General features: G+C 38.0%; 14 protein-coding genes. 12 read left to right on the top strand and 2 right to left on the bottom strand.

The genetic code is table 11. The features are described from left to right. The 5 genes from nudB (at position 1) to ruvB (ending at position 3,803) form a co-directional block, all read left to right on the top strand. Positions 1-432, top strand: a complete 432-nt coding sequence (gene nudB, locus M1F26_RS10325) for a dihydroneopterin triphosphate diphosphatase (protein WP_140172417.1) — start codon at positions 1-3, stop codon at positions 430-432. Positions 433-462: 30 nt separating this feature from the next. Further along, positions 463-1,206 (top strand): YebC/PmpR family DNA-binding transcriptional regulator, encoded by a 744-nt coding sequence (locus tag M1F26_RS10320; protein WP_004255032.1) that lies wholly within the window; start codon positions 463-465, stop codon positions 1,204-1,206. Between the two features lie 268 nt (positions 1,207-1,474). Beyond that, positions 1,475-1,996 carry a crossover junction endodeoxyribonuclease RuvC gene (ruvC, locus tag M1F26_RS10315; protein WP_140172418.1) on the top strand — a complete coding sequence of 174 codons (522 nt, stop codon included), beginning with the start codon at positions 1,475-1,477 and terminating at the stop codon, positions 1,994-1,996. 162 nt (positions 1,997-2,158) lie between these two features. Continuing rightward, entirely contained in the window at positions 2,159-2,776 is a 618-nt protein-coding gene (gene ruvA, locus M1F26_RS10310; protein ID WP_004255023.1) for a Holliday junction branch migration protein RuvA, read from the top strand. A 16-nt stretch (positions 2,777-2,792) separates the two neighbouring features. Continuing rightward, entirely contained in the window at positions 2,793-3,803 is a 1,011-nt protein-coding gene (ruvB, locus tag M1F26_RS10305; RefSeq protein ID WP_004255021.1) for a Holliday junction branch migration DNA helicase RuvB, read from the top strand. A 105-nt stretch (positions 3,804-3,908) separates the two neighbouring features. Here ruvB and znuB read toward each other — a convergent pair whose 3' ends face one another. Together znuB and znuC are read right to left on the bottom strand one after the other, a co-directional pair. Beyond that, positions 3,909-4,694 carry a zinc ABC transporter permease subunit ZnuB gene (gene znuB, locus M1F26_RS10300; protein WP_140172420.1) on the bottom strand — a complete coding sequence of 262 codons (786 nt, stop codon included), beginning with the start codon at positions 4,692-4,694 and terminating at the stop codon, positions 3,909-3,911. Continuing rightward, positions 4,687-5,454 carry a zinc ABC transporter ATP-binding protein ZnuC gene (znuC, locus tag M1F26_RS10295; protein ID WP_004255015.1) on the bottom strand — a complete coding sequence of 256 codons (768 nt, stop codon included), beginning with the start codon at positions 5,452-5,454 and terminating at the stop codon, positions 4,687-4,689. The genes znuB and znuC overlap by 8 nt, the downstream gene beginning before the upstream one ends. Before the next feature lie 76 nt (positions 5,455-5,530). Here znuC and znuA point away from each other — a divergent pair, with 76 nt between their 5' ends. From znuA to M1F26_RS10260, 7 genes are all read left to right on the top strand, one after another. Next, entirely contained in the window at positions 5,531-6,490 is a 960-nt protein-coding gene (gene znuA / locus M1F26_RS10290) for a zinc ABC transporter substrate-binding protein ZnuA (protein ID WP_140172421.1), read from the top strand. Between the two features lie 20 nt (positions 6,491-6,510). Next, entirely contained in the window at positions 6,511-7,851 is a 1,341-nt protein-coding gene (gene mepM / locus M1F26_RS10285; RefSeq protein WP_140172422.1) for a murein DD-endopeptidase MepM, read from the top strand. Positions 7,852-7,968: 117 nt separating this feature from the next. Beyond that, positions 7,969-8,943, top strand: coding sequence for a lauroyl-Kdo(2)-lipid IV(A) myristoyltransferase (gene lpxM / locus M1F26_RS10280; RefSeq protein ID WP_140172423.1), 975 nt, complete (start codon positions 7,969-7,971; stop codon positions 8,941-8,943). Positions 8,944-9,321: 378 nt separating this feature from the next. Then, positions 9,322-10,179 (top strand): LysR family transcriptional regulator, encoded by an 858-nt coding sequence (locus M1F26_RS10275; protein ID WP_140172424.1) that lies wholly within the window; start codon positions 9,322-9,324, stop codon positions 10,177-10,179. A gap of 186 nt (positions 10,180-10,365) precedes the next feature. Then, complete coding sequence (locus tag M1F26_RS10270; protein WP_094962970.1) at positions 10,366-10,887, top strand: fimbrial protein; 522 nt, start codon at positions 10,366-10,368, stop codon at positions 10,885-10,887. Between the two features lie 57 nt (positions 10,888-10,944). Next, positions 10,945-11,616 (top strand): molecular chaperone, encoded by a 672-nt coding sequence (locus M1F26_RS10265; protein WP_200129131.1) that lies wholly within the window; start codon positions 10,945-10,947, stop codon positions 11,614-11,616. Position 11,617: 1 nt separating this feature from the next. Next, positions 11,618-14,104 carry a fimbria/pilus outer membrane usher protein gene (locus M1F26_RS10260; protein ID WP_200129130.1) on the top strand — a complete coding sequence of 829 codons (2,487 nt, stop codon included), beginning with the start codon at positions 11,618-11,620 and terminating at the stop codon, positions 14,102-14,104. Positions 14,105-14,111 lie beyond the last annotated feature (7 nt).

The raw sequence follows: 14,111 nt of genomic DNA, 5'->3' as shown, positions 1-14,111 counted from the left end.
ATGAAAAAATATAAGCACCCAGAATCAGTATTAGTCATTATTGTGGCTCAAAATAGTGGACGGGTGCTTATGTTACGACGTAAAGACGACCCAGGCTTTTGGCAATCAGTGACCGGAAGTTTGGAGCCTGATGAAAAACCGTATGAAACGGCGTGTCGTGAAATTAAAGAAGAAACAGGTTTTGAGGTTGAACAAAACCAGCTGCAAGATTTGTCGCACAGTATCATCTTTGAAATTTTCCCACATTTCAGGCATCGTTATGCACCCGATGTTACGCATTGCAAAGAACATTGGTTTAAAATGGTGCAAAGTGAAGAAAAAATGCCATTACTGACGGAACACAGCGAATATCGTTGGCTAGCACCAGATGAAGCGGCGAGCTTAACGAAATCCTGGAGCAACAGTCAGGCTATTTTAGAATTTGCTGTTTAATTATTTATTGACGTTTTTTGGAGATATTTCATGGCAGGTCATAGTAAATGGGCCAACACCAAACACCGTAAAGCGGCACAAGATGCTAAGCGCGGTAAAATTTTCACTAAAATTATCCGTGAATTAGTGACTGCAGCGCGTTTAGGTGGTGGTGATCCCGCAACAAACCCACGTTTACGTGCAGCGGTAGATAAAGCATTATCTAACAACATGACTCGTGACACCTTAAACCGTGCTATCGCTCGTGGTGTTGGTAATGATGATAACGATAATATGGAAACTATCATTTATGAAGGTTATGGCCCAGGCGGAACGGCTGTTATGGTTGAATGTTTAAGTGATAACCGTAACCGTACTGTTTCTGAAGTGCGTCATGCATTTACTAAAACGGGTGGTAACTTGGGGACAGACGGCTCTGTTTCTTACTTATTTACTAAACGCGGCGTAATCACCTATGCGCCTGGTGTTGATGAAGATGCGATCATGGAAGCGGCATTAGAAGCGGGTGCTGATGATGTTGAAACTTATGATGATGGCGCAATCGATGTTTACACAACGCCAGAAACTTTTGGTGAAGTGAAAGATGCATTAGATGCTGCGGGTTTCACCAGTGAAGCTGCAGAAGTCTCAATGATCCCATCAACTAAAGCCGAGTTAGATGCAGAAACAGCGCCTAAATTGTTACGTCTTATCGATATGTTAGAAGATTCAGACGACGTTCAGGAAGTTTACCACAATGGTGATATTTCTGACGAAGTCGCTGCCACACTGTAAGTTGTGAGGCACTAAATGGCGGCCTAGTCATTTAGCATAATCCGCGTAGAGAAAGCGGGCTGATGCAGCCTGTTTTCTCTAACGCCTTCGATGCTTTCCTTCCTTTTATTCGCTATACTTGGCTAAGTATCAGTGCCATAACTCGCCTTTATTATCACTATTCTGAATGTTGGATTTGATATTCAAATAGCTATTTGATTGAAATTGATAGTATTATGAAGCTTATTAGAACAACATGATTAATATAAAGAGGCATAAGTAAATTTATATGGCGATTATTTTAGGTATTGATCCTGGCTCTCGTATTACGGGGTACGGTGTTATTCGCCAACAAGGCCGGCAACTACTGTATTTAGGTAGTGGGTGTATTCGTACACAAGTTGATGATTTACCAAGCCGTCTGCAACGAATTTACGCGGGCGTCTCGGAAATTATCACTCAATATCAACCGGATGTATTATCCATTGAACAAGTTTTTATGGCGAAGAATGCGGATTCAGCATTAAAACTTGGGCAAGCTCGGGGGGTTGCGATTGTCGCCGCTGCAAACATGAATATACCCGTATTTGAATATGCGGCTCGTCAGGTTAAACAAACAGTTGTAGGCACAGGAGCCGCAGAAAAAAGCCAAGTACAACATATGGTTAAATCGATTCTGAAGTTGTCAGCGAGTCCACAATCTGATGCGGCAGATGCTTTGGCAATTGCGATAACACATTGCCATTTCAATCAAAACCTTTTAAAAGTTGGCGACCCACGGTTAGTTTTAACTCGAGGTCGTTTAAGATAGCGAGTTTATCTTAAACAGAATTGCTTATTAATAAATAGCTCGTAGCTGGATATGCATCCAGCATTTTTTATGGTATAAACAACAGTATTAATGATAATAAATCAACCTGTTCAGGGTTTAGATAGTATGTTCAGGGTTTAGATAGCAATAGAGGGCTTCAATGTGATAGGTCGTTTACGTGGTATTGTTTTAGAAAAGCAACCTCCAATCGTATTATTAGAACTACAAGGTGTTGGTTATGAAGTCCATATGCCAATGACTTGTTTCTATGAGTTGCCCGAAATTGGTCAAGAAGCGATTGTGTTCACTCACTTTGTTGTTCGTGAAGATGCTCAATTACTATATGGGTTTAATGATAAGCAAGAAAGGGCATTATTTAAAGAGCTGATCAAAGTAAATGGTGTTGGCCCCAAATTAGCCCTCGCGATTTTATCCGGTATGTCTGCTCAACAATTTGTTTCCGCTATCGAACAAGAAGCTATAGCATCACTGGTTAAATTACCTGGAATTGGTAAGAAAACCGCAGAACGTTTAGTGGTCGAAATGAAAGACCGCTTCAAAGGCCTCAATGGGGATTTATTTAATCAAAATAGCGATATTAATCTGCCAAGTGTAAATAGCAAAGTACCAAATATGGCTGATATCGAAGCGGAAGCCGCAGCCGCACTGATTGCTTTAGGGTATAAACCACAAGAAGCAAGCCGTATGGTGAGTAAAGTCGCAAAACCGGATAGCGATTCTGAAACATTGATCCGTGATGCCCTTCGTGCCGCACTTTGATTGAGAGAATTTTAATATGATTGAAGCCGATCGCCTAATAACTGCTGAAGTATTACAGTCAGATGAAGAAGCTATTGACCGTGCGATCAGGCCAAAGCTATTGAATGAGTATATTGGTCAGCCTCAGGTTAAAGACCAAATGGAAATATTTATTCAAGCAGCGAAAATGCGAGGCGATGCGCTTGACCACCTGCTCATCTTTGGCCCTCCAGGGTTAGGAAAAACAACTCTAGCAGGGATTGTTGCAAATGAACTCGGTGTTAATCTGCGTACAACTTCAGGGCCCGTATTAGAAAAAGCAGGCGATTTAGCTGCCATGCTAACTAATTTAGAGCCCCATGATGTCCTATTTATTGATGAAATCCATCGATTATCCCCAGTTGTTGAGGAAATACTTTATCCCGCAATGGAAGATTACCAACTCGATATCATGATAGGTGAAGGGCCTGCAGCGCGCTCGATTAAAATTGATCTCCCGCCTTTCACATTAATTGGTGCAACGACTCGGGCAGGGTCGCTCACATCACCATTACGTGATCGCTTTGGTATTGTGCAACGGCTAGAATTTTATCAAGTTGATGATTTACAACATATTGTCAAACGTAGTGCCCAATATATGGGGTTAGATATCACCGAAGAAGGTGCGCTACAAGTTGCGATGCGTTCAAGGGGAACTCCACGTATCACTAACCGTTTGTTACGTCGTGTGCGGGATTTTGCTCAGGTGAAAGGTGATGGTTCGATTGATGGGCTAATTGCTAACCAAGCTTTGGACATGTTAAATGTCGATGCTGCAGGTTTTGATTATTTAGATAGAAAGCTTCTAGTTGCTATCATTGATAAATTTATGGGTGGTCCTGTTGGTGTTGATAACCTCGCAGCAGCGATTGGGGAGGAGCGTGAAACCATAGAGGATGTTTTAGAGCCTTATCTTATCCAGCAAGGTTTTATTCAGCGTACCCCTAGAGGTCGAATGGCGACGGTTCATGCGTATAACCACTTTGGCTTAACGCCTAAAGAAATTTAATTATATTAAATGAATAAATATGGCCCCAACATTGTTTTCAATGTTGGGGTCATTTACATTAAAAATAGTATGTAATGACTGAAATTATGTAGCTTAAAGCTTAAATTAATTTTTCGCTTTTATTACTAAGCTAAGTACAAATAGTATAGCCGACACCAACACAACTGACGGCCCAGCAGGAGTATCGTAGAAAGCAGAGAAAGTTAGCCCCCCGGTTACAGCAATCATACCAATTAAGACAGCGATGAAAGCCATTTGCTCAGGTGTTCGAGCAAAACGCCGAGCCGTTGCTGCAGGTATAATCAATAAAGACGTAATAATTAACGCCCCAACAAATTTCATAGCGATACCAATTGTTAGTGCGGTAACTAACATTAGTAATAAACGCAGTCTTTGAATATTAATCCCATCAACAAAAGCAAGTTCAGGGCTAACTGTTATCGACAAAAGTGCCCGCCAACGATAAAAAAGCAACCCGCAAACGACAATAACACCAATAAAAATCGTTATAATATCTTCATAGCTTACTGAGAGTAAGTCACCAAATAAGTAAGCCATTAGGTCAACACGGACATTAGCCATCAAGCTAACAACGACTAAACCTAAAGACAGTGAACTGTGCGCCATAATACCCAGTAGAGTATCAACAGCAAGTTGTGGCCGCTTTTCTAGCCAAACTAAAATTAAGGCCAATAACAAAGTGACAGCAATAACAGCATAGAATGGGTTGATATTTAATAGAAGCCCAAATGCGACGCCTAGCAATGAAGCATGAGCTAGTGTATCGCCAAAATAGGACATTCGGCGCCACACAACAAAAGAGCCTAAAGGACCTGCCGCAATGGCAAGTAGCATGCCTGCAACCCAGCCGGGTAATAGTAACTCAATCATGTTTGCAGTCCTTGCTGTGTTGGTGACCAACAATAATATTGCCTTCTAAATCATGTTGATGATTATGTTGATGACGGTATACACCGAGTTGTTGAGCACCCCGATAACCAAACATTGCCACAAACTCAGGGTGGTTTGAAACAACGTCTGGCGCGCCAGAACAGCAAATATGGCCGTTAATGCAAAGTACTTTATCTGTTTTTGCCATCACGAGATGTAAGTCATGGGAAACCATTAATACAGCACAATTAAGCTCAGTTCTTAATTGATTAATTAAATCATATAGTGCAACTTGGCCTGTAATATCAACACCTTGAGCGGGTTCGTCGAGCACTAACAGGTCAGGTTTATTGAGTAGGGCGCGAGCCAGTAAAACACGTTGAGTTTCACCGCCTGATAATTTTTGCATCGGTTGCTCGAGTAAATGCGTTGCTTTGACTCTTTCGAGTGCAGGTAACAAATGCTCTTTACGAGCACCGAGCTTTAATAACATAAAACGTTTAACAGTAAGAGGTAGCGTGGTATCCAGATGAAGTTTTTGTGGAACATAGCCAATAGCAAGAGAAGAGGGACGCGTAATGGTACCTGATGTAGGGGCAAGTAACCCGAGTACAACACGTACAATAGTTGATTTTCCAGCGCCATTTGGGCCTAAAAGGGTTACGATATCACCTTTATTCAGTTCAAAGGTAACATCGTTAAGGACCTGTTTTTCACCAAATGAAACAGAAATTTTATTTAAAGTCAGTAATGGTTGCATATGAAAAACATCTTGCAGAATTCATTTTGTGTTATATTATAACATTTCAAAATCAAAATCACGGAAAAAGACTGCTATGATACATAAATCGAAAAACATTGCCTGCAAATTTCTTTTCGGGGCGGTGGCGACCTCCATATTAAGTGCAACTATGGTATCAACTGCTAATGCTGATGTTGTAACGTCAATTCGCCCTCTGGCCTTTATTGCCGCAGGGATTGCAGACGGTGTCACTGAGACACAAGTTTTATTACCAGATGGTGCTTCACCTCATGATTATGCACTTAAACCCTCTGATTTGAAAAAAATTAAACAGGCTGATCTATTCGTATGGGTTGGACCTGATATGGAAATGTTTTTACAGAAGCCAATCAATACATTACCACAGAATAAACGCCTAGCATTGGCTGAGCAGAAAAACATTAAGCCACTACTTATGGCGGAGTCACATGAAGATGAACACGACCATGAACATGGAGATGAAGCTAACCATGACAGGGATCACGAACATCATCATCATGGTGAGTATAATATGCACGTTTGGTTATCACCAGAGATCGCAAATTTTGCTGCGCAAGACATTTATGGACGCTTAGTAGAGCTTTATCCTGACCAAAAAGATAAGCTAGACGTAAACCTTCGTAAATTCAAAGAAAATATGGCGCAAAATGATCAGAAAATTGCTAAGATTTTGCAGCCAGCTAGAAACAAGGGTTATTTCGTTTTTCACGATGCTTATGGCTACTTTGAAAAACACTATCAACTCGCTCCTTTAGGGCATTTTACGATAAACCCAGAAATACAGCCAGGCGCGCAAAAATTACATCAAATACGAACACAATTGGTTGAGCATAAAGCGCAATGTGTTTTTGCTGAGCCACAATTCAGGCCTGCTGTGATTGAAAGTGTAGCACGTAATACGGGGGTGAAAATGGGAACTCTCGACCCATTAGGGATTGGGCTGGCTATAGGGCCGGATAGCTACATGAAGTTTTTGACTCAATTATCAGAGCAATACGCCAGCTGCCTGGATTAAAAATAGAAGGAATTGTTTAAGTGCAGCAAATGGCCAAGAGTCTGGTTCAGGTATATGGTAGCCTGTCTAGAACACATAAGATTGTATTAAGTACGCTCACTGTAGCGACTATGGCCGTCGCAATTTGGCGGCCAGTTCATGTACCAACGACAACTGAAAATGATGGCACACCGGATACCATCATACCGCTCTCATTATTACCTGCAAGTGATGCTACCGACGATATAATTCAAGACAGTAGTGAACAGCTACCTGATGAAGGCCTTGCTGATACCGAAGCTGAAGCAATAGAGACAGGGGGAGAAGCTGCGCCTCTCCCCCATGAATATGTTGTTGCAAGTGGTGATAACTTAACGACTATTTTAACTCAATTCGGTATTGAAGCTGGGGATGTTGCAACGCTATCTAACCAACATAAGTCATTGAGAAACCTTAAAATAGGCCAATCCTTAAATTGGTCATTAACAGAACAGGGTGAGTTAGAATCATTGACTTGGGATGTTTCTCGCCGTGAGACCCGTATTTTTACCCGCGTAGGAACGACAAATAAATTTGAAGAAACTAAGCAAATTCGCGAAGGTGAATGGACTAACAGTGTTTTAAAAGGTACGGTTGACGGTTCGTTTGCACAAAGTACAAGCAAAGCGGGCTTAACACGTAATGAAGGCCGTGAGGTGATTAAAGCTTTACAATGGCAGGTTGATTTCAAAAAATTGAAAAAAGGCGATAAATTCAGTGTGTTAATGAGCAGAGAAATGCTTAACGGGCGCAGTGAGCAGAGCCAACTCATTGGTGTTCGTCTGCAAACTAATGGAAAAAGCTATTATGCTTTTCGTGCTGAAGATGGGCGCTATTATGATAGCGAAGGGAATGGCTTAGAACGCGGTTTCTTACGTTTTCCAACCGCTAAACAGTTTAGAGTGTCTTCACAATTCAATCCTCGGCGAGTTAACCCAGTTACTGGGCGTGTAGCACCGCATAAAGGTGTGGATTTCGCAATGCCTGTTGGCACGCCAGTACTTGCTGTTGGTGATGGTGAAGTGATTGTTTCAAAATACAGCGGCGCTGCAGGCAACTTTATTGCTATCCGTCATGGGCGTCAATACACCACTCGTTACATGCACTTACGCCAATTGTTAGTTAAGCCTGGGCAAAAAGTTAAGCGTGGTGATAGAATTGCGCTATCAGGTAATACTGGGCGTTCGACCGGGCCTCATCTACATTTTGAAATGTGGGTGAATCAACAAGCAGTAAATCCACTTACTGCGAAATTACCAAGTTCTGGTGGCTTAACAGGAAAAGAACGTAAAGAATATTTAGCGCTAGTAAAAGAAACGAAACCACAACTTAAACTACAGTAACGTAAGTTTCTATTTTATCGCTGGCAGGTACTTGTATCTGCCAGTTTTCTTTGTAATGCTCCCGCAAACTATTATTATAAGCTATAGAGAGATAGCTAATATTCACTTGAGTACAGCATGAATAGAGATCAAGACACTGATAGTAAAAAAGGCTATATGCCAACTTTTCACCGTTCTTATCTATTACCTAAATATTGGGGGGTATGGTTAGGAGCGGGTATTTTGGCAGGATTGGCTTTCATTCCGGTTAAAATCCGTGACCCTTTACTCGCTAAAATAGGAAAATGGGTTGGGCGATTGGCTAAAAGTGGCCGTCGTCGTGCCAAAATTAACTTACTTTATTGTTTTCCTAAATTGACAGAACAACAACGAGAAGAATTAGTTGATCGTATGTTTGAAACCGCACCACAGTCTTTTGTTATGTTGGCAGAGCTATGTCTTCGTGGTGCAAGTAAAACGCTAGCTAGAACGCATTGGCATAATCAAGAAATTATAGAGCGCTTAAAACAGCAGCAAAGCAATGTTATTTTTATGGTTCCTCATGGCTGGGCCGTTGATGCACCAGCGATGTTATTAGCAGCAAAAGGCCAGAAAATGGCTGCAATGTTTCATCACCAAAAGAACCCAGTTGCAGATTATTTATGGAATAAAGCGAGATACCATTTCGGGGGGCGCTTGCATTCAAGAGAAGCGGGTATTAAGCCTTTTATTGCTTCTGTTAGACAAGGATATTGGGGGTTTTATCTTCCAGACCAAGATCATGGTGAGGAGCATAGCGAATTTGTTGATTTTTTTGGTACATATAAGGCAACATTACCTGCAATCGGTAGGTTAATGAAAGTTTGTAAAGCGAAAGTTGTGCCACTATTTCCCGTTTATGACCATAAAACGCATCAATTGCATATTTTTATCCGTGAACCAATGGATGATATCGATGGTAAGGACGATAAGTATATTGCACGAAGAATGAATGAGGAGCTGGAATATCTGGTTTCCCCGAACTTAGAACAATACACATGGATACTAAAGCTATTAAAAACGCGAAAAGAGGGAGAAATAGAACCTTATCAGCGAAAAGATCTTTACCGTTAGTTTCTTCGTCAGCGTAATTATTGAAAGCCATTACTTTTTAGTAATGGCTTTTTTTATCTAAAAGTGTGCACATTATAGAAATATACACTTTATGGCCCATAATTTTGAAAAACTGGATACGATTATTAATAGTGTATAGCTATTTAATTTGTTTTTGTATTTATTGGGTTTATTATAAGTCTGTTTTTAATTATTTGTATTAATCTTTTAAAAAATATAAGAAAACTGATATCTCTACATCTAAAAACATTCCTATTAAAAATGATCACCGATATATCAAAATAAATAACTTAAAAATTTTTAAATATATGCATAAATAAGGAGTGGTATGTAAAATTGATAATAAAAATATCTCTCAGATTAATATTTGGAAACTCTATGGTTAAAACCCGAACTACGTTAGACCAATGGATAACCTTACAGGCGGTTGTGGATTATGGTGGATTTGCTCAAGCGGCAGAAATTCTGCATAGAACACAATCATCAATTAGTTATACCATCAGTAAATTAGAGCAAACATTAGAAATTGAAATATTTTCTTTAGAAAAACGTCGTGCAGTATTAACTAAACAAGGAGAACAGTTATTAGCGTTATCAAGAGAAGTAACAAATAAAGCGATTTCATTAGAAGAGGTTGCCAAGTCATTAAATTATGAGGGAAATAATAAAATTAATATAGTTATAGATTCGCTATATCAAAGTGATGAAATACTTAAAAAAATTGGAGAGCTAAGCTGCTCTAGAAAGGACTATGATATTGATCTTAAGAAGATTTCACTAAGAAAATCAGATGTTTTTACAATTAAAAATTATGATTTACTAATTACTCATCATTACATTGAGTCGTTAAATCCCATATTTCTTGAACAGGTTGAAGCGGTGCTTGTAACCAACCCAAATCATAAGCTGCAACATTGTTCAGTTGACAATATACTGAAAATAATGGAAAAAACAGCCTCAATTTCTTTGAAGCTTACAGGTATGAATGGGATCAAAAGCATCCAAACTATCCATATTTCTAATGTGGAATTAGCAATTAAATTAGCCGAAAATTCGGTTGGTTATTTATGGTTGCCGAAAAATTTAATCCAGAAAGAATTAAATAATAATTCATTAAAAGAGCTGAAAATAGTAAATAAAAAGTCGTTCTATAATTTTTATATGTATATAAATAAAAGCTCAATGGCAAATGAAATTTTAAAAAACTATCTAGCTGTTAATAAAAAATCTAAATAAAAGAGCTAGTTCATAAATGATAAAAACAAAACATTAATATTTTAGATGCAATTTTAAAAAATTCAATGTATCCATTGGTTAACTTAACTAAAGGTAGATGATATATTTCTTCTGCACTAAAAATATGAGTGATTTATTTGTTTATGTAGTAATTAATAATTAAAAATCTATATTATAGGAACTATTATGAGTATTCTAAAAAAATCCCTAACTGTAATAGGGGTTACTTTAGCTGTAACATCTACGCCAACTGTTTTTGCTTCAGGTACAATTAACTTTACTGGGGAAATAACTGATATAGCTTGTACAGTTGATAGCAACTCAAAAAATTTAAATGTTGACCTTGGAAAGGTATCAGCTAAAAGTTTAGCCGCACAAGGAGAAGTGGCGGGTTTAAAAGACTTCACTATTAAACTTGTTGATTGTCCAACAAACTCCAAAGTAACTGTGCGCTTCGGTGGCACACGTGATACCGCAGACAACGATATTCTTGCAATTAACCAAGCTGTAGGCGTTGCAAATAATGTCGGTGTTGCTTTATTTGAAAAAGATGCAATAACGCAAATTAAGTTGTTTGAAGATTCAAAACAAATTGAATTCGATGGTACAACAGTAGACTTAGACTATGTTGCTCGTTATAAAGCGACTGGTGTAGTAACTGCAGGGCCTGCTAATAGCAGTGCAGTATACAGTATTCAATATCATTAACTAATTGGAGAGTGACAATGGTTACTCTCCTTCTTATTTCAATATAATGGTTGTTTTATGAAAAAAATATTTTTTTCAATCTGTATATGTTTTTTTTCTATAACTAGCACCTCTCAAGCCTCAGGGATTAGTGTAGGTGGAACACGTTTTGTCTATGAAGAAAATAAACGTGAAATTGATATTCCTATTTTCAATAGTGATAAAGAAAAACCTTTTTTAATTCAAAGCTGGGTATCACCATTTGGCGGAGAGGGGAAAGCACCATTTATTGCCATACCACCATTATTTCGTATTGAGCCAGATACAAATGGTTCAGCTAGAATTTCTTATATAGGTGAGTCTATCGGTTCAAATACTGAACAAATTTATTTGCTTAATATCAAATCAATACCACCAAAAAATAATAGTATTGAGAATGAACTACAGATAATCATAAATTCACAGTTTAAATTATTTTTAAGGTCGAAAGATATAGAGCCATTCGACTTTAAAAAAATTTTTTTAGTTGAGAAACCAGATGGGATTATGATTGATAACCAAACTCCATATCACTTATCAATCAAAAATATCCTTGAAAATGGCAGGGTTATTGACGGTGCTAGTTTAATATATCCATTCAAAAATGACTATATCATTAAGAAAAAAATAAATAATGGTGACTCAATAGTTGTTCAATTTATCAATGACTATGGCGCTATTATAGAGAAAAAACCAAATAAGAGTCTCTAAGATGCCAGTTTTTTGTAAAAAAAATACGCTTATGTATTCTAATGTTTTTACTGCGATTAGCTTAATATTTTATATCAATAATACAATTGCTAAAGATATTTTTGATATTAATGCAATTAATTCCGGAATGGAAAACCAAGTCGCAGATATAAATAGTTTAGGCTACCTATCATCTGCGGGAGGGCAATTGCCAGGAGATTATTTTGTTGATATCTATATAAATGATAAATTGGTTGATAACAAGAATATAAGGTTTTTATTTGATGATAAAGCTAAAAAATTATCTCCTGAAATAACAAAAAAAATGCTGCTAAACTGGGGTGTGAAAAACTCAGCAAGTGAAAAGTTTTCAGCAAGTGGAGAGGACGAATATTTGAATGACATTAGTAAAATTATTCCTAGTGCTAATTATCAATACAGATTTGAAACCCAACAATTACAAATTAGTATCCCACAAATTGGATTAGAAAATACGAGTAGAGGCTATATTGAACCAAAGGAATGGGACGATGGAATCACCGCTACATTTGTTAACTACACAGTTCGGTTTAATAAACATTGGTACCAAAATAAGAATAATAGCGATAATTCGTTCTTAGGTTTAAGAAGTGGTATTAATATGGGCGCTTGGCGTTTCCGTAATCATAGTACCTACAGTAAAACGACATATGAAACGAATTGGAATAATCTACAAACTTATGTAGAACGTGATATTCGTAGCTTAAAAAGCCGCTTAACGATTGGTGAAATATCCTCTGATAATGGCGTAATAGAGAGCACCCCTTATCTTGGAGTGAAGCTAGTATCTGATGAAAGTATGTTACCTCAAAGTGAAAGGGGTTTTGCACCTACAGTGACTGGTCTTGTACAATCAAACGCGATTGTTACTATCAGCCAAAATGGCAACGTGATTTATCAAACCACCGTGCCGCCGGGTAGGTTTGCGATTAATGATTTGTATCCAACGTCATATAGTGGTGATCTTGAGGTCACAATTGAAGAAGCTAATGGCACGGTAAGGTCTTTTGTTCAGCCTTTCTCTGCAGTGCCAATGATGCAAAGAGCCGGCACATTAAAATATAGCGTAGATATTGGTAAATATAATGTTGATGGTGCACGACGTAAACCTAATTTTGCGCAAGCATCAGCAATTTACGGCTTGCCATATAACTTATCCGTTTATGGAGGTTTCTTAGTTTCTCAAGACTATCAAGCCTACACAATAGGTGCTGGAGTAAATTTAGGCAATATTGGCGCGATATCAACAGATATTACAGAAGCATCGGTACAATTGATTGATAAAAAGAGTGCGAAAGGGCAAGCGTATCGAATTCAATATTCGAAATACATTCCAAATACAGGCACTTCTTTTTCTTTGGCGTCATATCGTTACTCAACAAAAAACTATTATGATTTTTCTGATTTGAATAATTATCTTTATAATATGGGGCGAAAAAAACAACAGTTTCAAGCATCAGTCTCTCAGTCACTTGACGAAATCGGTTATTTATCGGTGAATGGTTACCAGCAATATTATTGGGACAAAAGTGGTTGTGATAAAAGTTTAACAATGAGTTTTAGCTCTAATTATAATTCATTGAATTACAGCGTTGCTTATTCTTATATTAAACAAGACTATTCAAAAACAAATGACCAAATGCTGTCATTCAATTTGAGTATTCCTTTTGATTTGGGTCGAAAAAATAATTGGGCTAACTATAGCTATAGTACCAGCAAAAATGGAGATTCGATTAGCTCATTAAGTTTTAATGGTATGCAATTAGTAGATAATAATTTGCAGTATAACCTTACGCAAAGACATAACCATAGCCGTAATGAATTTAGCAGTTCCGTTAGTGCAAACTATATAGTTTCATCAGGAGAATACAGTTTGGGTTATAACTATGACCCTAAATATCATGCTATCGATTTCAGTGCAACGGGAGCACTATTATTGCATTCTGGCGGGTTAACGACCTCTCGTACTATCTATGATTCTGCAGTGCTCGTTAAAGCAGAAGATATAGACAATTTAAAAGTAAATAACGCGCAATCACTTTACACTAATTCGTCAGGTTATGCAGTAATTCCCACAGTGACTCGTTATGAACGAAATAAAATTAGTGTCGATACTGCAACATTAAGTGGCAATAATGATGTTGCGATTAATACAACGACAGTCGTTCCTACTCAAGGTGCGATTGTATTAGCTAATTTCCAAGCAAAACGGGGTGCTAGAGTTTTATTAAAACTCAAGTATGCGGGAAAAGCAATTGCATTTGGTACTCAAGTTTCTGTTATGGAAAGTGAGGAACAAGTTACAGGCGGTATTGTTGCAAATGATGGGGAAGTTTATTTAAGTGGCGTTCCAGAGCAAAGCAAGATAATAGTGAAATGGGGCAACGGTAATAATCAACAATGTACAGTTCCACTTTTATTATCATTAGAGAATGAAAAAATTCAGTTTATAGAACGAGTTTGTGAATAGGAGTTAT

The organism is Providencia sp. PROV048, assembly GCF_033688165.1.
GTDB lineage: Bacteria > Pseudomonadota > Gammaproteobacteria > Enterobacterales > Enterobacteriaceae > Providencia > Providencia hangzhouensis.
Note: the sequence above shows the minus strand (reverse complement) of the source record. Positions and strands in the feature narration are given on the sequence as shown.

What these genes read in the sequence shown, in the direction of transcription:
- nudB (WP_140172417.1), top strand. Translation starts at nt 1, where the DNA reads ATGAAAAAATATAAGCACCCAGAATCAGTATTAGTCATTATTGTGGCT.
- znuB (WP_140172420.1), bottom strand. Translation starts at nt 4,694, where the DNA reads ATGATTGAGTTACTATTACCCGGCTGGGTTGCAGGCATGCTACTTGCC.
- M1F26_RS10260 (WP_200129130.1), top strand. Translation starts at nt 11,618, where the DNA reads ATGCCAGTTTTTTGTAAAAAAAATACGCTTATGTATTCTAATGTTTTT.
- M1F26_RS10265 (WP_200129131.1), top strand. Translation starts at nt 10,945, where the DNA reads ATGAAAAAAATATTTTTTTCAATCTGTATATGTTTTTTTTCTATAACT.
- M1F26_RS10275 (WP_140172424.1), top strand. Translation starts at nt 9,322, where the DNA reads ATGGTTAAAACCCGAACTACGTTAGACCAATGGATAACCTTACAGGCG.
- znuC (WP_004255015.1), bottom strand. Translation starts at nt 5,454, where the DNA reads ATGCAACCATTACTGACTTTAAATAAAATTTCTGTTTCATTTGGTGAA.
- znuA (WP_140172421.1), top strand. Translation starts at nt 5,531, where the DNA reads ATGATACATAAATCGAAAAACATTGCCTGCAAATTTCTTTTCGGGGCG.
- lpxM (WP_140172423.1), top strand. Translation starts at nt 7,969, where the DNA reads ATGAATAGAGATCAAGACACTGATAGTAAAAAAGGCTATATGCCAACT.
- M1F26_RS10320 (WP_004255032.1), top strand. Translation starts at nt 463, where the DNA reads ATGGCAGGTCATAGTAAATGGGCCAACACCAAACACCGTAAAGCGGCA.
- M1F26_RS10270 (WP_094962970.1), top strand. Translation starts at nt 10,366, where the DNA reads ATGAGTATTCTAAAAAAATCCCTAACTGTAATAGGGGTTACTTTAGCT.
- ruvB (WP_004255021.1), top strand. Translation starts at nt 2,793, where the DNA reads ATGATTGAAGCCGATCGCCTAATAACTGCTGAAGTATTACAGTCAGAT.
- ruvC (WP_140172418.1), top strand. Translation starts at nt 1,475, where the DNA reads ATGGCGATTATTTTAGGTATTGATCCTGGCTCTCGTATTACGGGGTAC.